This window comes from Pseudomonas sp. DE0157 (assembly GCF_007678615.1).
In the GTDB taxonomy this organism is placed as follows: Bacteria; Pseudomonadota; Gammaproteobacteria; order Pseudomonadales; family Pseudomonadaceae; genus Aquipseudomonas; species Aquipseudomonas parafulva_B.
On record NZ_VEJN01000011.1, the window covers coordinates 84,510 to 103,422 of the forward strand.

15 protein-coding genes are annotated in these 18,913 nt (G+C 63.7%); 12 read left to right on the forward strand and 3 right to left on the reverse strand.

The window, feature by feature from the left end; all coding sequences use genetic code 11:
• Positions 1-36 precede the first annotated feature (36 nt).
• Positions 37-2,736, forward strand: coding sequence for a [protein-PII] uridylyltransferase (locus tag FS777_RS14975; RefSeq protein WP_058639522.1), 2,700 nt, complete (start codon positions 37-39; stop codon positions 2,734-2,736).
• Between the two features lie 27 nt (positions 2,737-2,763).
• Positions 2,764-3,960, forward strand: coding sequence for a succinyldiaminopimelate transaminase (dapC, locus tag FS777_RS14980; protein WP_145256196.1), 1,197 nt, complete (start codon positions 2,764-2,766; stop codon positions 3,958-3,960).
• A 25-nt stretch (positions 3,961-3,985) separates the two neighbouring features.
• On the opposite strand, the gene FS777_RS14985 is transcribed toward dapC, so the two are convergent.
• Complete coding sequence (locus FS777_RS14985) at positions 3,986-5,632, reverse strand: Na+/H+ antiporter (RefSeq protein ID WP_078478989.1); 1,647 nt, start codon at positions 5,630-5,632, stop codon at positions 3,986-3,988.
• Positions 5,633-5,994: 362 nt separating this feature from the next.
• On the opposite strand from FS777_RS14985, the gene FS777_RS14990 reads away from it, so the two are divergent.
• From FS777_RS14990 to FS777_RS15005, 4 genes are all read left to right on the forward strand, one after another.
• The gene (locus FS777_RS14990) at positions 5,995-6,342 is read left to right on the forward strand and encodes an ArsC family reductase (protein ID WP_167339266.1); all 348 of its coding nucleotides are present in this window, start codon (positions 5,995-5,997) and stop codon (positions 6,340-6,342) included.
• 31 nt (positions 6,343-6,373) lie between these two features.
• A complete protein-coding gene (gene dapD, locus FS777_RS14995) occupies positions 6,374-7,408 on the forward strand; it encodes a 2,3,4,5-tetrahydropyridine-2,6-dicarboxylate N-succinyltransferase (protein ID WP_078478990.1) in 1,035 nt (344 codons plus the stop codon).
• A gap of 81 nt (positions 7,409-7,489) precedes the next feature.
• A complete protein-coding gene (locus FS777_RS15000) occupies positions 7,490-8,695 on the forward strand; it encodes an aminotransferase class V-fold PLP-dependent enzyme (protein ID WP_145256199.1) in 1,206 nt (401 codons plus the stop codon).
• Positions 8,692-9,102 carry a SufE family protein gene (locus FS777_RS15005; RefSeq protein ID WP_058639528.1) on the forward strand — a complete coding sequence of 137 codons (411 nt, stop codon included), beginning with the start codon at positions 8,692-8,694 and terminating at the stop codon, positions 9,100-9,102. Before FS777_RS15000 ends, FS777_RS15005 begins: the two co-directional genes overlap by 4 nt.
• A gap of 13 nt (positions 9,103-9,115) precedes the next feature.
• Here the strand turns inward: FS777_RS15005 and tcdA are convergent, their stop codons facing one another.
• Entirely contained in the window at positions 9,116-9,925 is an 810-nt protein-coding gene (gene tcdA / locus FS777_RS15010; RefSeq protein ID WP_145256202.1) for a tRNA cyclic N6-threonylcarbamoyladenosine(37) synthase TcdA, read from the reverse strand.
• A gap of 118 nt (positions 9,926-10,043) precedes the next feature.
• Between tcdA and FS777_RS15015 the strand changes: the two genes are divergently transcribed.
• The 4 genes from FS777_RS15015 to FS777_RS15030 all read left to right on the forward strand — a co-directional run bounded on the left by FS777_RS15015 (position 10,044) and on the right by FS777_RS15030 (position 15,192).
• Entirely contained in the window at positions 10,044-12,641 is a 2,598-nt protein-coding gene (locus FS777_RS15015; RefSeq protein ID WP_058639530.1) for a glycosyltransferase, read from the forward strand.
• Between the two features lie 189 nt (positions 12,642-12,830).
• Positions 12,831-13,982: a succinyl-diaminopimelate desuccinylase gene (dapE, locus tag FS777_RS15020; protein ID WP_058603731.1), complete on the forward strand. Its 1,152-nt coding sequence runs from the start codon at positions 12,831-12,833 to the stop codon at positions 13,980-13,982.
• A complete protein-coding gene (locus tag FS777_RS15025; protein WP_145256205.1) occupies positions 13,982-14,794 on the forward strand; it encodes a putative RNA methyltransferase in 813 nt (270 codons plus the stop codon). Before dapE ends, FS777_RS15025 begins: the two co-directional genes overlap by 1 nt.
• 17 nt (positions 14,795-14,811) lie before the next feature.
• Positions 14,812-15,192: a hypothetical protein gene (locus FS777_RS15030; protein ID WP_023534045.1), complete on the forward strand. Its 381-nt coding sequence runs from the start codon at positions 14,812-14,814 to the stop codon at positions 15,190-15,192.
• Between the two features lie 60 nt (positions 15,193-15,252).
• Here FS777_RS15030 and FS777_RS15035 read toward each other — a convergent pair whose 3' ends face one another.
• Positions 15,253-15,462, reverse strand: coding sequence for a cold-shock protein (locus FS777_RS15035; protein ID WP_023534051.1), 210 nt, complete (start codon positions 15,460-15,462; stop codon positions 15,253-15,255).
• Positions 15,463-15,706: 244 nt separating this feature from the next.
• On the opposite strand from FS777_RS15035, the gene plsB reads away from it, so the two are divergent.
• Together plsB and FS777_RS15045 are read left to right on the forward strand one after the other, a co-directional pair.
• Positions 15,707-18,193: a glycerol-3-phosphate 1-O-acyltransferase PlsB gene (gene plsB, locus FS777_RS15040; RefSeq protein WP_058639533.1), complete on the forward strand. Its 2,487-nt coding sequence runs from the start codon at positions 15,707-15,709 to the stop codon at positions 18,191-18,193.
• Between the two features lie 28 nt (positions 18,194-18,221).
• On the forward strand, positions 18,222-18,908 hold the full coding sequence (locus tag FS777_RS15045) for a DUF4197 domain-containing protein (protein ID WP_058639534.1): 687 nt from the start codon (positions 18,222-18,224) through the stop codon (positions 18,906-18,908).
• Positions 18,909-18,913: the final 5 nt, after the last annotated feature.

The window sequence follows — 18,913 nt, forward strand, 5'->3', positions numbered from 1 at the left end:
CACCCTAGCAGCCTTCGATGACAGGAACCTGACCCCATGCCCCAGCTCGACCCCGAACTGTTCGACCGTGGTCAGTTCCAGGCGGAACTGGCCCTCAAGGCCAGCCCCATACCCGCCTTCAAGAAGGCCATTCGCCAGGCGGGCGAGGTGCTGGACAGACGCTTTCGCGCAGGCCACGCCATCCGCCCACTGATCCAGGCCCGGGCCTGGCTGGTGGACAACGTCCTGCAGCAGGCCTGGAACCAGTTCGACTGGGGCGCGCAGGACGGCATTTCCCTGGTGGCGGTCGGCGGCTACGGGCGTGGTGAGCTTCACCCGCACTCGGACATCGACCTGCTCATCCTGCTGGGTGATGCCGAGCATGAGCGGTATCGCGACGCCATCGAGCGCTTTCTGACCCTGCTGTGGGACATCGGCCTGGAGGTCGGCCAGAGCGTGCGCACCGTCGACGAGTGTGCCGAACAGGCCCGCGCCGACCTCACCATCATCACCAACATGATGGAGAGCCGCACCATCGCCGGCCCGCAAGCCCTGCGCCAGCGCATGCTCGAGGTCACCAGCACGGCGCACATGTGGCCGAGCCGCGAGTTCTTCCTGGCCAAGCGCGCCGAGCTGCAGGCGCGTCACCACAAGTACAACGACACCGAGTATAACCTCGAGCCCAACGTCAAGGGTTCGCCTGGCGGGCTGCGGGACATCCAGACCGTGCTGTGGGTGGCGCGCCGCCAGTACGGCACCCTGAACCTGCATGCCCTGGCCGGCGAAGGCTTCCTGCTGGAAAGCGAGAACGCGCTCCTGGCCTCCTCCCAGGACTTCCTGTGGCGGGTGCGTTACGCCCTGCACATGCTCGCCGGCCGTGCCGAGGACCGCCTGCTGTTCGACCACCAGCGCAGCATCGCCGCCCTGCTGGGCTACAGCGACGAAAACCCCAAGCGTGCCATTGAGCAGTTCATGCAGCAGTACTACCGGGTGGTGATGAGCATCAGTCAATTGTGCGACCTGATCATCCAGCATTTTGAGGAAGTCATTCTCGCCGACGACGACAGCGGCACCACCCAACCGCTCAATGCACGCTTCCGCCTGCATGACGGCTACATCGAGGCCGTGCGCCCGAACGTGTTCAAGCGCACGCCGTTCGCCATGCTGGAAATGTTCGTGCTGATGGCCCAGCACCCGGAAATCAAGGGCGTGCGTGCCGATACGGTACGCCTGCTGCGCGAGCATCGGCACCTGATCGACGACACCTTCCGCAACGATATCCGCAACACCAGTTTGTTCATCGAGCTGTTCAAGTGTGAAATCGGTATTCATCGCAACCTGCGGCGCATGAACCGGTACGGCATCCTCGGGCGCTACCTGCCGGAGTTCGGGCTGATCGTCGGGCAGATGCAGCATGACCTGTTCCACATCTATACCGTCGATGCCCACACCCTCAACCTGATCAAGCACCTGCGCAAGTTGCAGTACACGCCGGTGTCGGAGAAATTCCCGCTGGCCAGCAAGCTCATGGGCCGCTTGCCCAAGCCTGAGCTGATCTACCTGGCCGGGCTCTACCACGACATTGGCAAGGGCCGTCAGGGCGATCACTCCGAACTCGGCGCGGTCGATGCCCTCAAGTTCTGCGAGCGCCACCAGCTCCCTGCCTGGGACAGCCGGTTGATCGCCTGGCTGGTGCAGAACCACCTGGTCATGTCCACCACCGCCCAGCGCAAGGATTTGTCCGACCCGCAGGTGATCAATGACTTCGCCTTGCACGTAGGGGACGAAACGCGGCTGGACTACCTCTATGTGCTGACAGTGGCGGATATCAACGCCACCAACCCCACCTTGTGGAATTCGTGGCGAGCCAGCCTGTTGCGCCAGCTGTACACCGAAACCAAGCGTGCCCTGCGCCGTGGGCTTGAAAACCCGCTGGATCGTGAGGAGCAGATCCGCCAGACCCAGTCCTCGGCACTGGACACGCTGGTGCGCGACGGCACCGACCCGGATGACGTGGAGCAGTTGTGGTCTCAGCTGGGGGATGATTACTTCCTCAAGCACACCGCCTCCGACGTGGCCTGGCACACCGACGCCATCCTGCAACAGCCCGCTGACGGCGGCCCGCTGGTGTTGATCAAGGAAACCACCCAGCGCGAATTCGAAGGCGGGACCCAGATCTTCATCTATGCCCCTGACCAGCACGATTTCTTCGCCGTGACGGTGGCGGCCATGTCGCAGTTGAACCTGAACATCCACGACGCCCGCATCATCACCTCCAGTAGCCAGTTCACCCTGGACACCTACATCGTGCTGGATAACGACGGCGGTGCGATCGGCGACAACCCGCAGCGGGTCAGGCAGATTCGCGACGGCCTGACCGAGGCCCTGCGCAACCCCGAGGACTACCCCACGATCATCCAGCGTCGGGTGCCGCGCCAACTCAAGCACTTCGACTTCCCGCCGCAGGTGACCATCCTCAACGACGCCCAGCGCCCGGTGACCATTCTCGAAATCACCGCGCCCGACCGGCCGGGCCTGCTGGCGCGGCTGGGGCGCATCTTCCTGGAGTTCGACCTGTCGTTGCAGAACGCCAAGATTGCCACCTTGGGCGAGCGGGTGGAGGACGTGTTCTTCATCACCGATGCCGACAACCAGCCACTGTCCGACCCGCAACTGTGCAGCCGCCTGCAGGAAGCCATCGTGCAACAACTGCAAGCAGGGCAGGCCAGCGCCAGCCCTGCCCGCGTGACCTTTTGACGACATGATTGACGAGACCTTGCGCCAATGAATCCTGCCTTGAGCCTGCTTCAGCCCTACCCTTTCGAAAAGCTGCGTGCCCTGCTGGGTAGCGTTACACCCGCTGCTGACAAGCGCGCCATTGCCCTGTCGATCGGCGAGCCCAAGCACGCCTCGCCACCCTTCGTGGCCCAAGCGATGGCCGACAATCTCGACAAGCTGGCGGTATACCCCAGCACCCTGGGCCTGCCTGCCTTGCGCCAGGCCATCGGGCAGTGGTGCGAGCGACGCTTTGGCGTGCCGGCTGGCTGGCTGGATGCCGAACGTCATATCCTGCCCGTGAACGGCACCCGCGAAGCGCTGTTCGCTTTTACCCAGGCGGTGGTCGACCGTGATGCCGATGGCCTGGTGTTGAGCCCCAACCCGTTCTACCAGATCTATGAAGGGGCTGCGCTGCTGGCCGGCGCCACCCCGCATTACCTGCCATGCCTGGAAAGCAATGGCTTCAACCCCGACTTCGACGCGGTGCCCGACCACGTCTGGGCCCGTTGCCAGGTCCTGTTCCTGTGTTCACCCGGCAACCCCACCGGCGCCCTGGTGCCGATGGACACCTTGAAGAAGTTGATCGCGCTGGCCGATGCGCACGACTTTGTGATCGCCGCCGACGAATGCTACAGCGAGTTGTATTTCGATGAAGATGCACCGCCCCCGGGGCTGCTGACGGCCTGCGCGGAGCTGGGACGTCGCGATTTCAAGCGCTGCGTGGTATTCCACAGCCTGTCCAAGCGTTCGAACCTGCCGGGTCTGCGCTCGGGCTTCGTCGCCGGCGATGCCGACATCATCAAGCCGTTCCTGCTGTACCGCACCTACCATGGCTGCGCCATGCCGGTGCAGACACAGCTGGCCAGCATCGCCGCCTGGGAGGACGAGGCACATGTGCGCGCCAACCGCGACCAGTACCGCGCCAAGTACGACGCCGTGCTGGCCATCCTTGAACCGGTACTGGACGTGCAACGCCCGGACGGCAGTTTCTACCTGTGGGCCAAGGTACCGGGTAGCGATGTCGACTTCACGCGCGATCTGTTCGAGGCCGAGCACGTGACCGTGGTACCAGGCTCGTACCTGTCCCGTGAAGTGGATGAGGTAAATCCCGGCGCCGGACGCGTGCGCATGGCACTGGTCGCCCCACTGTCCGAATGCATCGAGGCAGCCGAGCGAATTCGCGCGTTCATGCACGCGCGCTGAAGCCTTTACGCGAGACGGGGCCAGCTCACTTGACCTGGCCCAGGTTAGCCTCGCTCATGTCCAACTCGCCCAGCACATGCCGCACCACCTCGTCACCGAGCAGGTGCTGGCGGTGCAGGTTGTACAGTTCCAGGCGCTGGGCCCGCAGCGCACGCAAGCGCAGACGGCGCTCGAGCAGGTCCATCTGCTCGGCCAGGGCCCTGGCCTCTTCGCTGTCGTTGTGCCGGTCCAGCTGATCGCGATACTCGGCCATCAGCCGAGCTTTCAACTCCGTAGCCAGTGTGGCCTGGGCGGCATCCTGCGGGGCGTTGGCATCGACCACCTCCTCGGCCTCCAAGGCGTGAATCGCAGCCTCAGCGGTGCGTCGCCAGGCCTCATGTACCTCTTGCTGCATGCGCTCGTCAGGGCTTTTGCTCACCCCGCGCAGCAAAAGCGGCAACGCGACACAGGCGCTGATCAACGACAGCAGGATGACACCGGCGGCAATGAAGATCAGCAGGTCGCGTTCTGGAAACGCCTTGCCCGCCCCAATCAGCAACGGGATCGACATCACACCTGCCAGGGTGACAGCACCTCTCACACCGCCCAGCGTGAGCAGCCAGCACGAGCGCGCGGTGGGCAACATCACCAGCGCAGGCCTGCCCCGCCAGCGGCGTAGAACCCCCACCAGGCGCCAGATGCTCTGCACCCAGATGAACCGCAGCAAGATCAGCGTCGCAAAGATGGCGACCACGTCCAGGCAGCGCCAGGCCAGGGTCGGCCACAGCGTGGTTTCATGGCTGACCACCGCCTTGACGATGTCGGGCAGTTGCAAGCCCAGCAGCAGGAAAATCAAGCCGTTGAACGCGAACTCCAGCAGCGACCACACGCTGCGATTGAGCAGGCGGGTGCTGGTCTGGCGTGGCAGCAGATCGAGCCAGCTCTGCATCATGCCAGCCGCCACTGCCGAGAGGATGCCCGAAACCCCAAGGCGCTCGGCCACCACATAGGCCGCGAACGGCAGCAGCAGCATGAACACCACATGGGTAGCCGGGTCGTCCCAGCCGCGGCCGATCATCCAGGCACGCAGGCGGCCGACCAGCCAACTCAGCGCCACCCCCACAGCCAGGCCGCCAAGCGCTACCAGTGCGAAGCTGAAGCTGGCGTCGGTCAGTGAAAACACACCGGTAATGGCGGCAGCCAGGGCGAACTTGAATGTGACCAGGCCCGAAGCATCGTTCATCAACGCCTCACCCTGGAGCATGTGCATCAATGGCGTAGGCAGGCGGTCCTGGGTAATGGCCGAAACGGCCACCGCGTCGGTCGGCGACAATACGGCTGCCAGCGCGAATGCTACCGGCAACGGGATGCTCGGCAGCAGCCAGTGGATGAAATAGCCCGCACCGACCACGGTAAACAGCACCAACCCCACCGCCAGGGCCACCACCGGGCCCCGAATGCGCCACAACTCGCGCTTGGGAATGCGCCAGCCATCGGCGAACAACAGCGGCGGCAAAAACAGGAACAAAAACAGCTCGGGGTTCAGGGCGACATGCAGCCCGAGGGTCGGCCAGGCCAGCAAAGCGCCAGCGGCGATCTGTACCAGCGGCAGAGGCAGGGGAATGAGGCGGCCGACCAATTTCGACACGCTGACCAGCATCAGCAGGATAAGGACGGTATAGGCGGACTGCATCCAGTGGGTCTTCCTTCTTCAAACGGCCCCGTGCACGAGGACAAAACGTAAACCTGGATCAGCATGGTAACGGGTGACAAGCCTGCCTGGCCGCTGCACCAAGGTCGCAGGTGGCGCACTAATGTGTAACATGAAGATACACCTGACACCCAAGGGTTCAGCCGGGATTGGGCAATGACCGGTGGTTGGGTGCAAATGGGCGCACGTTCCTGCCCAGGCAGAGCGGCAGCAGGATTATGCAGCAGCAACCCCGCCCGTTCGGGTCAACCGCCCGTGGCGCCGTGCGAAGGGTTATCGCATAATCGCGCGACTGACATTCGGAAATGGAGAGATTGGGGCGACACGTATCCCCGATGCACACAATGACCTACACGCTCTACGGCATCAAAGCCTGCGACACCATGAAAAAGGCTCGTACCTGGCTCGACGACCAGGCCATCGCCTACGAATTCCATGACTACAAGACTCAAGGCATCGACCGTGACAGCCTGAACCGCTGGTGCGACGAGCACGGCTGGGAAACCATCCTCAACCGCGCCGGCACCACGTTCCGCAAGCTGGACGACGCCAGCAAAGCCGATCTCGACCAGGCCAAGGCCGTCGAGCTCATGCTGGCCCAGCCTTCGATGATCAAGCGCCCGGTACTCGACCTGGGTACGCGCACGCTGGTGGGTTTCAAGCCCGACCTGTACGCCGCAGCCCTGGCCTGAGTCCCTACCCCATTTAGTACGAGGTAACTACATGTCCAATTCCCTATTCAGCCTGGCCTTCGGTGTCGGCTCCCAGAACCGCCAGGGCGCCTGGCTGGAAGTGTTCTACGCACAGCCCCTCATCGACCCGAGCCCCGAGTTGGTCGCTGCCATCGCACCGATCCTTGGCTATGAAGGTGGCAACCAGGCCATCACCTTCAGCAACGCCCAGGCCGCGCAACTGGCCGACGCCGTCAGAAGCGTCGATGCCGCTCAAGCCGCCCTGCTCACGCGCCTGGCAGAAAGCCAAAAACCATTGGTAGCCACCCTGCTGGCCGAAGACGCCACCCTGGCCTCCACGCCCGAGGCGTACCTCAAACTGCACCTGCTGTCCCATCGCCTGGTCAAGCCGCACGGCGTGAGCCTGGCCGGTATCTTCCCCCTGCTGCCAAACGTGGCCTGGACCAACATCGGTGCCGTGGACCTGGCCGAGCTCGCCGAGCTGCAACTCGAAGCGCGCCTGCGTGGTGAGCTGCTGGAAGTGTTCTCGGTGGACAAGTTCCCGAAGATGACCGACTACGTGGTCCCGGCCGGCGTGCGCATCGCCGACACTGCACGGGTACGCCTGGGCGCCCACATCGGCGAAGGCACCACCATCATGCACGAAGGCTTCGTCAACTTTAACGCCGGCACCGAAGGCCCAGGCATGATCGAAGGGCGTGTTTCGGCCGGCGTCTTCGTCGGCAAGGGCTCGGACCTCGGTGGCGGCTGCTCGACCATGGGAACCCTGTCCGGTGGCGGCAACATCGTTATCAAGGTGGGCGAAGGCTGCCTGATCGGTGCCAACGCCGGTATCGGCATCCCGCTGGGTGATCGCAATACTGTTGAAGCGGGTCTGTACATCACCGCCGGGACCAAGGTGAACCTGCTGGATGAGCACAACGAACTGGTCAAGGTCGTCAAGGCACGCGACCTGGCTGGCCAGGCCGACCTGTTGTTCCGCCGCAATTCGCTCAATGGCGCCGTCGAGTGCAAGACCCACAAGTCAGCCATCGAGCTGAACGAAGCCTTGCACGCACACAACTGAAACGCCCGCCGGGTATGAAGTGTTAAGATCGGGTCTGGCGCCTCCACGCCAGACCCGATTTTCATTCCAGGCCCCGCGAATATGTTCCAGCCCTCCCCCTGGCGTGCCGATTTTCCTGCCATCGACGCCCTGCAAAGCCAGCACCAGACCTATCTGGACAGCGCCGCGACCGCCCAGAAACCCCAGGCGCTGCTCGAGGCCCTGGGCCATTACTATGGCAGCGGCGCGGCCAATGTCCACCGTGCCCAGCACCTGCCTGGCGCAAGGGCGACCGAGGCCTTCGAAGCCAGCCGCGACAAGGTTGCCCGCTGGTTGAATGTCGGCCAGACCGGGCAGATCGTGTTCACCCACGGCGCCACGGCTGCGCTGAACCTGCTGGCCTATGGCCTGGAGTCTCGCTTCGAGGCCGGCGACGAGATCGCCATCAGCGCCCTTGAACACCATGCCAACTTGCTGCCCTGGCAGCAGCTGGCACACCGGCGCAACCTGCGCCTGGTGATATTGCCGGTCGATACGCGCGGCTTCATCGACCTGGAGCGAGCGCTGCAGATGATCGGGCCACGCACTCGTGTGCTCGCCGTCAGCCAGCTGTCCAACGTGCTGGGCACCTGGCAGCCGCTGCCGGCCCTGCTCGCCCATGCCCGCGCACAGGGTGCTCTGACGGTGGTGGACGGCGCCCAGGGTGTGGTGCATGGGCGCCAGGACATGCAGCAACTGGGGTGCGACTTCTACATGTTCTCCAGCCACAAGCTGTACGGGCCGGACGGGGTGGGCGTGCTGTACGGGCGCAATCAGGCGCTGGGCCTGCTGCGCCATTGGCAGTTTGGCGGGGAGATGGTGCAACTGGCCGAGTACCAGCGCGCGAGCTTCAGGCCGGCGCCACTGGGCCTGGAAGCTGGCACCCCGCCCATCGCCGGGGTGATCGGCCTTGGCGCTACGCTCGATTACCTCGCGGGCCTGGACACGGCGGCGGTGCTGGCTCACGAGGCCGGCTTGCATGCCCGGCTGATCGAGGGCCTCACGCAACGCGAAGGCATTCGCCTGCTAGGCCTGCCGCAGTGCGCGTTGGCCAGCTTTGTCGTGAAAGGCGTGCACAACGCCGATATCGCGCACCTGCTCACCGAGCAGGGCATCGCCGTGCGGGCAGGCCATCACTGTGCGATGCCACTGCTCCAGGGGTTGGGCCTGGACGGGGCGATCCGCGTGTCGCTGGGCCTCTACAATGATCAGGCCGACCTGCAACGTTTCTTCGAGGCGCTGGATCAGGCGCTGGAGCTGCTGCGATGACCTTGCCGGCCCAAGCCCATCAGGCACTGGAGGCCTTTGCGCAGAGCAAGGGCTGGGAGCAGCGTGCGCGGCTGTTGATGCAGTGGGGGGAACGGCTGGAACCGCTGGCCGAAGCCGAGAAAACCGAGGCCAATCGCGTGCACGGGTGCGAAAGCCTGGTCTGGCTGGTGGCCGATGCCGTGGACGGCCACTGGCAATTCAAGGCCAGCAGCGATGCACGCCTGCTGCGCGGTCTGCTGGCGCTGCTGCTGGTGAGGGTGCAGGGCTTGAACAGTGAGGCGCTGCTAGCGCTGGACGTACAGGACTGGTTCGGGCAACTGGGCCTTGAGCGCCAGTTGTCGCCCTCACGCAGCAACGGCTTGCATGCCGTGGTGCAGCGCATGGCGGTGCTGGCATCGGGGCGGTGATGCCAGCACGCACTCACGCTGGCCGGACACGCTCCGAAGGCCGCCTGGCACCTGCTACCAGCTTCTCCACAGCTTTACTGGCGGCCACCATGCCGAAGGTGGCCGTCACCATCATCACCGCGCCAAAGCCGCCGGAGCAGTCCAGCCGCACGCCCTCACCCACAAAACTCTTCTGCAGGCACACGCTGCCATCCCCCTTGGGATAACGCAGCTGCTCACTGGAAAACACACAGGGCACGCCATAGTTACGGCTGACATTGCGCGAGAAGTTGTAGTCGCGGCGCAGGGTCGAGCGCACCCGTGAGGCCAGCGGGTCGTTGAAGGTCTTGTTCAAGTCCGCGATCTGGATCTGGGTCGGATCGATCTGGCCACCTGCACCACCGGTGGTGACGATGCCGATCTTGCGCCGCCGGCACCAGGCGATCAGGGCTGCCTTGGCCATCACGCTGTCGATGCAGTCCACCACGTAGTCGAACTGTTCAGTGATGTACTCGGCCATGGTCTCGCGGGTGACGAAATCGGCCACTGCATGCACCTTGCACCCCGGGTTGATTGCCCGCAGGCGCTCGGCCATTACCTCGACCTTGGGCCGGCCCACCTGCCCTTCCAGCGCGTGTGCCTGACGGTTGGTATTGCTCACGCACACATCGTCCAGGTCGAACAAGGAGATCTCACCCACCCCCGAGCGGGCCAGGGCTTCGGCCACCCATGAGCCCACCCCGCCAATCCCGACGATGCCAACATGGGCCTGTTGCAGGCGCTGCAAGCCCTGGTCGCCATACAGGCGGGCCACCCCTGCAAACCGTGGATCTTCTGTGCTCATGTCAGTACCTCAAAAAACCGGCGCGCATTATAGGCCAGCCAGGCCATGGCCTGCACGGTTAGGAAAGACACCTTAACCCTGCTTTAATGTCGTAACACTTCGACACTTATGGACGACAATGTCTTCACGTAAATTCGGCCTGAACCTGGTAGTGGTCCTGGCCATCGCGGCGCTGTTCACCGGTTTCTGGGCGCTGATCAATCGCCCGGTATCGGCACCGGCCTGGCCCGAACAGATCTCCGGCTTTTCCTATTCGCCGTTTCGCCTGGGTGAAAGCCCGCAGAAGGGTCAGTACCCGGACGACAACGAGATGCGTCAGGACCTGGAGCAGATGAGCAAGCTCACCGACAGCATCCGTATCTACACCGTCGAAGGCACTCAGGCGCACATACCCAAGCTGGCCGAGGAATTCGGCTTGCGGGTCACGGTGGGCATCTGGATCAGCCCGGACCTGGAGCGCAACGAGCGCGAGATCGCCACAGCCATCGAACTGGCTAACACCTCGCGCAGCGTGGTACGGGTGGTGGTCGGCAACGAGGCGTTGTTCCGCGAGGAAGTGACGACGGAAAACCTCATCCGGTACCTGGACCGTGTACGCGCGGCTGTGAAAGTGCCGGTGACCACCAGCGAGCAGTGGCACATCTGGAAACAGAACCCGCAGCTGGCCAAGCACGTGGACCTGATCGCCGCCCACATCCTGCCCTATTGGGAATTCGTGCCCATGAAAGACTCGGTCGAGTTCGTCCTCGACCGTGCCCGCGAGTTGAAACACCAGTTCCCCCGCAAGCCGCTGCTGCTCTCGGAAGTGGGCTGGCCAAGCAATGGCCGGATGCGCGGCGGTGCCGATGCCACCCAGGCCGACCAGGCGATTTACCTGCGCACCTTGGTCAATACGCTCAATCGACGTGGCTTCAACTATTTTGTGATCGAAGCTTACGACCAACCCTGGAAAGCCAGTGATGAAGGCTCGGTCGGGGCCTACTGGGGTGTGTTCAACGCCGAACGCCAGCAGAAATTCAACTTCGAAGGCCCCGTGGTCGCCATTCCCCAATGGCGAGCCCTGGCAGTGGCCTCGGTGGTGCTGGCGATGATCGCATTGATGGTGCTGTTCATCGATGGCTCGGCCCTGCGTCAGCGTGGACGCACCTTCCTGACCTTCATCACCTTCCTGTGCGGGTCGGTGCTGGTGTGGATCGCCTACGACTACAGCCAGCAGTACAGCACCTGGTTCAGCCTTACGGTCGGCGTGCTCCTGGCCCTCGGCGCACTGGGCGTGTTCATCGTGCTACTGACCGAGGCTCATGAACTGGCCGAGGCGGTATGGACTCACAAGCGGCGGCGCGAATTCCTGCCGGTGCAAGGCGACAGTGCCTACCGACCGAAAGTGTCAGTGCATGTGCCGTGCTACAACGAACCGCCGGAAATGGTCAAACAGACCCTCGATGCCCTGGCTGCGCTGGATTATCCAGATTACGAAGTGCTGGTCATCGACAACAACACCAAGGACCCGGCGGTGTGGGAGCCGCTCAAGGCCCATTGTGAACAGCTCGGCGAGCGCTTCCGTTTCTTCCACGTCGCCCCCCTGGCTGGTTTCAAGGGCGGCGCGCTCAACTACCTGCTCCCGCTCACGGCCAAGGATGCTGAAGTGATCGCGGTGATCGACTCGGACTACTGTGTAGACCGCAACTGGCTCAAGCACATGGTGCCGCATTTCGCCGATCCGAAGATCGCCGTGGTGCAGTCGCCGCAGGACTACCGCGACCAGCACGAGAGCGCCTTCAAGAAGCTGTGCTACAGCGAGTACAAGGGCTTCTTCCACATCGGCATGGTCACCCGCAATGACCGCGATGCGATCATCCAGCACGGCACCATGACCATGACCCGGCGCAGCGTGCTGGACGAACTGGGCTGGGCCGAGTGGTGCATTTGCGAGGATGCCGAACTGGGCCTGCGGGTGTTCGAGAAGGGCCTGTCGGCGGCCTACGCCCACAACAGCTATGGCAAGGGCCTGATGCCTGACACCTTCATCGACTTCAAGAAACAGCGCTTCCGCTGGGCCTATGGCGCCATCCAGATCATCAAGCACCACGCCGCGGCCCTGCTGCGCGGCAAAGGCAGCGAATTGACCCGGGGCCAGCGTTACCACTTCCTGGCCGGCTGGCTGCCGTGGATTGCCGACGGCATGAACATCTTCTTCACGGTGGGGGCCTTGTTGTGGTCTGCCGCCATGATCATCGTGCCGCACCGGGTGGACCCGCCGCTGATGATCTTCGCCATCCCGCCACTGGCGCTGTTCTTCTTCAAGGTCGGCAAGATCGTGTTCCTGTATCGCCGCGCCGTGGGGGTCAACCTCAAGGATGCCTTGGCGGCTGCGCTGGCCGGGCTGGCGTTGTCGCACACCATCGCCAAGGCCGTGCTGTACGGGTTCTTCACCAGCAGCATGCCGTTCATCCGCACACCGAAGCATGCCGACAGCCATGGCTTGCTGGTGGCGATTTCCGAAGCGCGGGAGGAACTGTTCATCATGCTGCTGTTGTGGGGCGCTGCAGCCGGGATCTATCTGGTGCAGGGCTTGCCGAGCTCGGACATGCGCTTCTGGGTCGCCATGCTGTTGGTGCAGTCGCTGCCCTACCTGGCCGCGTTGGTGATGGCGCTTCTATCATCACTGCCCAAGCCTGAAGAGAAGGCCGCAGATAAGGCTGCCGAGACACACTAGGCTTCAGGGCGTGCAGGCCGACCTGCCGGCCATCACCGGCAAGCCGGCTTGCACACAACGTGTTTTGTTCGGATGCGTGCAGGACCGGTGAGGGCCGGCTTGCCGGCGATTGGGCCGTGAAGCCCAGCATCATTTGATATAAGATAACGCCCCTCAGTTTTCCCGCCTTGCCTTGCCCCGGAGTTCCCCATGACGGCCCCTGCCGAGCTCTCGCCTACCCTTCAACTGGCCTGCGACCTGATCCGTCGTCCCTCGGTCACCCCCGTCGACGCCGATTGCCAGGCGCAGATGATGCAGCGCCTGGGCGCCGTGGGCTTCGAGCTGGAACCGATGCGCATCGAGGACGTCGACAATTTCTGGGCCACTCACGGCACCCAGCCAGGCCCGGTGCTGTGCTTTGCCGGTCACACCGATGTAGTGCCCACCGGCCCCGTCCAGCAGTGGCAACACGAGCCGTTCCAGGCGTTGATCGATGCCGACGGCATGCTCTGTGGCCGTGGCGCGGCCGACATGAAGGGCAGCCTGGCGTGCATGGTGGTGGCCAGCGAGCGCTTCGTGCGTGACTACCCCGAGCACCGGGGCCAGGTCGCCTTCCTGATCACCAGTGACGAGGAAGGCCCGGCCCATCACGGCACCAAGGCCGTGGTCGAACGCCTCAAGGCGCGCAACCAGCGCCTTGACTGGTGCATCGTCGGCGAGCCCTCCAGCACCACCGTGCTGGGCGATGTGGTCAAGAATGGCCGTCGTGGCTCGCTCGGCGCCACGCTGACTGTGCGCGGCAAGCAGGGCCACGTTGCCTACCCGCACCTGGCGCGCAACCCGATCCACCTGGCCGCGCCAGCGCTGGCGGAACTGGCTGCCGAACATTGGGACCAGGGGAACGCCTTTTTTCCCCCGACCAGCTTCCAGATTTCCAATCTCAATGCCGGGACCGGCGCAACCAACGTGGTGCCCGGCGAACTGACAGCGCTGTTCAACTTCCGCTTCTCCACCGAGTCCACCGTAGAGGGCCTGAAGGCTCGGGTCTCGGCCATCCTGGACAAGCATGAACTGGATTGGTCGGTGGAGTGGGCGTTGTCCGGCCTGCCGTTCCTGACCGAGCCAGGCGAGCTGCTCGATGCGGTTTCGGCCAGCATCAAGGGCGTCACCGGCCGCGAGACCCAACCCTCCACCAGCGGCGGCACCTCCGATGGCCGCTTCATTGCCACCATGGGCACCCAAGTGGTCGAACTTGGCCCGGTCAATGCCACCATCCACCAGGTCGACGAGCGCATCCTGGCCAGCGACCTGGACCTGCTGACCGAAATCTATTACCAGACCCTGGTACGGTTGCTCGCCTGATGCTGACCTGCCCACTCTGCCAGGCTGCCCTGAGCCCGCTCGACAACGGCGTGGTGTGCCCAGCCGGCCACCGCTTTGATCGCGCGCGCCAGGGCTACCTGAACCTGCTGCCGGTGCAGCACAAGAACAGTCGCGACCCAGGTGACAACCAGGCCATGGTCGAAGCACGCCGTCATTTTCTGGACGCCGGCCATTACGCACCTGTGGCCGGACGGCTGGCGCAGTTGGCGGCCGAGCGCCAGCCCGGCGCGTGGCTGGACATCGGTTGCGGCGAAGGCTACTACACCGCGCAAGTGGCCCAGGCACTGCCTGATGCCAATGGCTACGCCCTGGACATCTCCCGTGAGGCGGTCAAGCGTGCCTGCCGCCGCGCACCGGACGTCACCTGGATGGTAGCCAGCATGGCGCGCGTGCCGTTGGCCGATGCCAGCTGCCAGTTCGTCGCCAGCGTCTTCAGCCCGCTGGATTGGGCCGAAGCTAGCCGGGTGTTGAGCCCAGGCGGCGGCCTGATGCGCGTAGGCCCTACCAGCGGCCACCTGATGGAGCTGCGCGAAGTACTCTACGACCAGGTACGCCCCTATGCTGACGACAAGCATCTGGCCCTGGTGCCCCAAGGCATGTACCACGCCCATGGCGAGGTCCTGGAATTTCGCCTGAGCCTGGCCGAACCTCAAGCCCGTGCTGCGTTGCTCGCCATGACCCCGCACGGCTGGCGTGCCAGTGCAGAGCGTCGGGCGCAAGTGGTCGAGCAGCCGGAACCGTTCGAGGTCACCGTCTCCATGCGTTTTGACTATTTCGTGCGCCAAGCATGAGCACACCCGGAGGTGTTATGCGCCAACCTGATATCGAGATTTACCTCAAGGACGCCGAAGTCGACCACAAGCAGATTGCAGCCTGGCTGACCCAGGCCATCGGCCCGTGCACCGAATGGAAGCAGAAAGGCCAGACCTACAAGTGCCAGGCCGGTAACATTCCGGTCACTTGGTTACCCAAGGCTGTAGGGAAATGGAACAGCCTGTACCTGGAAAGCGACCAGACGCCCTGGGCCGATGACATCGCCTGTGGGCGTGATGCCCACGCGGCCCTGGGTGTGGAAGTACGCTGTGCACCCGGCGGCTGGGTAGAGGAAGACGGCGAGGAGGATGCTGACCGCTGGGTGCGTATCAGTGCCGACGGCGAAGAGGAAATCACCTGGCGTACATCGCCCTGACGGGCGTCCCTGAAGCTGCAGGCACAGCCGGCTTGCAGCTTCAGGCTTGGGCCTGGCCGCTCAGAGACCCACGACATCCTCGGCCTGCAGGCCTTTCTGGCCCTGCACGCAGGCATACTCGACCTGTTGGCCCTCGACCAGGCTGCGATGCCCCTCACCCCGGATGGCCCGGTAGTGGACGAAGACATCCGCGCCCCCTTCCCGTTGAATGAAGCCATAGCCCTTGGCATCGTTGAACCACTTCACGTTCCCAGTCTCACGAGACGACATCTGCACTACTCCGGATTTTTATTGTGAAAATCGCCTTGCAGACACGAGACAATCGCCCCGAATCAGCGCCGCGTGCGTAAATCTCCTGCAAGCGGCAGGCCTGAACGGTGCTGGCGCATAAAAAATTTGAAGACCGGCGAGGTGCACGGCAAGCTAGGCGCAATACGAACGACTGGCCTGTATGGGCTAACCGCGCAGCGATTGCTGTGCCCAGCACTCTTCACCCTCAACCAGGGCTCTCTTCATGACCCGTTCTCCCCTGCACCGCTTGGTATTCGGCGTTCTACGCCGGTTGCTGTACCTGTGGGTGCGCTCCGAAACCATCAATCAGTCGGCCCTGACCCTCAAGCTCGACCGCAGTCGCCCTGTTTTCTATGCCTTGCCTTCGCCTGCGCTCACGGACCTGGCGGTGCTCGACCACGAATGCACCAAGGCAGGGCTGCCACGCCCGGTACTGCCAGTGGTCGTCGGCCCCCTGCACGAGGCGGCTGCGTTCTTCTATCTCACCCCTGATCCGGACTGGCTGGGGCGCCATGACAAAAGCGGCGCCCCGCCTACCCTGGAGCGTCTGGTAGAGGTGCTCGGCCAGCATGCCGAGGAAGATGCGCAGATCATTCCAGTCAGCGTGTTCTGGGGACAGTCGCCTGACAGCGAGTCGAGCCCGTGGAAGCTGCTGTTCGCCGACAGCTGGGCGGTGACCGGGCGCTTGCGCCGCTTGCTGACCGTACTGATCCTGGGGCGCAAGACCCGGGTGCAGTTCTCCACCCCGATCCACCTGCGCGAACTGGTGCAGCACAACAAGGGCCACGCCCGCACCGTGCGCATGGCCCAGCGCCTGATGCGCGTGCACTTGCGCAACCTCAAGACAGCGGTCATCGGGCCGGACATCTCCCACCGACGCAACCTGGTCAAAGGCTTGATCCATGCGCCGTTGGTGCGCCAGGCCATCGCCGAGCACGCCGAGCGCGAGCACGTGCCCCAAGCCAAGGCCGAGGCACAGGCCCGCCATTACGGCAATGAAATCGCCTCGGACTACACCTACACGGCCATTCGCTTCCTCGAAGTGGTGCTCAGCTGGTTCTGGCACAAGATCTACGACGGCATCAAGGTCAACCACATCGAGCAGGTGCAGGGCATCGCCCCGGGCCACGAGGTGATCTACGTCCCTTGCCACCGCAGCCACATCGACTACCTGCTGCTGTCGTACCTGCTGTTCAAGAATGGCCTGACACCCCCGCATGTGGCGGCCGGCATCAACCTGAACATGCCCGTGGTGGGCAACCTGCTGCGCCGCGGTGGCGCCTTCTTCATGCGCCGCTCGTTCAAGGGCAACCCGCTCTACACCGCCGTGTTCAACGAATACCTGCACACGCTGTACACCAAAGGCTTCCCGGTGGAGTACTTCGTCGAGGGTGGTCGTTCGCGTACCGGGCGCATGCTGCAGCCACGCACGGGAATGCTGGCCATCACCCTGCGCAGCTTCCTGCGTTCCTCGCGCACGCCAATCGTGTTCGTGCCTGTCTACATCGGGTACGAGCGCGTCCTCGAAGGGCGCACCTACCTGGGTGAGTTGCGCGGGGCGAGCAAGAAGAAAGAATCCATTTTCGATATTTTCAAAGTGCTGGGTGCGCTCAAGCAACGCTTTGGCCAGGTCTACGTCAACTTCGGCGAACCTATCCGCCTGGCCGACTTTCTCGACCAGCAGCAACCCGGCTGGCGAGACCAGGACCACGGGCCGCAGTACCGCCCGGCTTGGCTCAGCGAAACCACGACGCGCCTGGGCGATACCGTGGCCAGGCACTTGAACGGCGCAGCGGCCATCAACCCGGTCAACCTGGTGGCGCTGGCCCTGCTCTCCACCAGCAAGCTGGCCCTGGACGAACGTGCGCTGGTGCGCGTGCTCGACCTGTACCTGGCGTTGATGCGCCAGGTGCCCTACTCCGCCCATACCACATTGCCCGAAGGCGACGGTCAGGCCCTGATCGAGCATGTGCGCGGGATGGATCTGGTGGCAGAGCAGAAAGACGCGCTCGGGCGCATTCTGTACCTGGATGAAAACAACGCGGTACTGATGACCTATTACCGCAACAATGTCCTGCACATCTTTGCCCTGCCGGCCCTGCTGGCAAGCTTCTTCCTCAGCAGCTCACGCATGAGCCGCGCGTTGCTAGGCCAATATGTCCATGCCTTGTACCCCTACTTGCAGGCAGAGCTGTTCCTGTGCTGGGAACCTGAGCAGCTCGACGAGGTGATCGACCAATGGCTGGGCGCCTTGGTGGAGCAAGGCTTGCTTCGCCAGGACAATGACATCTTTGTCCGTGCCGCGCCCAGTTCTCGTCAGTTCGTGCTGCTGACCCTACTGGCGCGCAGCATCACCCAGACCCTGCAGCGCTTCTACATGGCGACTTCGCTGCTGCTCAACAGCGGCCAAGGTACCCTGAGCGCCGAAGCGCTCGAAGCGCTGTGCGTGACGATGGCCCAGCGCCTTTCTATTTTGCATGGTCTGAACGCACCGGAATTTTTCGACAAAAGCCTGTTCCGCCACTTTATCCAGACGCTGATCGACCAAGGTGTGCTGCGCGTCAATGCACACGGCAAACTGAGCTACAGCAACAAGCTAGGCGGTTTGGCCGAAGGCGTGGCCAAGCGCGTGCTGTCGGCCGAGCTGCGCTTGTCGATCCGCCAGGTTGCCCTGCACCGGGATGACGGCCTGGCAACAGCGACCCTATGACCCTTTTTCTGATTACAAGGACACTGCCATGACCCGCTCCTCCCTGCGTCTGACCACCCTGTGCGCCGGCCTGCTGCTGTCGGCCAGCGCCTTTGCCCTGTCGCTTGGCGACCTCAGCCAAAAGGACGCCACCGGTGGCCTGAAAGACGCACTGACCCAAGGCGCGCAACTGGCCGTCAAGCAGCTAAGCACGCCGGGCGGCTTCAGCAACAACCCGGACGTGCGTATCGAGCTGCCCGGCAACCTGGGCAAGGCGGCCAAGGCCATGAAAATGTTCGGCAAAGGCGAGCAGGTGGACGCGCTCGAAGCCGGCATGAACAAGGCCGCCGAAGCGGCTGTGCCGCAGGCCCAGGCCATTCTCGTCAACGCCGTGAGAAACATGACCGTGACCGATGCCAAGGGCATCCTTGGCGGCGGTCAGGATTCGGCGACCCAGTACCTGAACAAAAGCAGCCGTGAGCAGATCCGTGCCAAATTCCTGCCGATCGTCAAGCACGCGACCGACCAGGTCGGCGTGGCCCAGCAGTACAACGCTTTTGCCGCACAGGCCAAAGGCCTGGGGCTGATCAAGAATGACGCCAACATCGAAAGCTACGTGACGGAAAAGGCCATGGACGGTTTGTTCGAGATGATCGCCAAACAGGAGCAGAGCATTCGGCAGAACCCTGCCCAGGCCGCCACGAGCCTGGCCAAGAAAGTGTTTGGCGCACTCTGATCGCA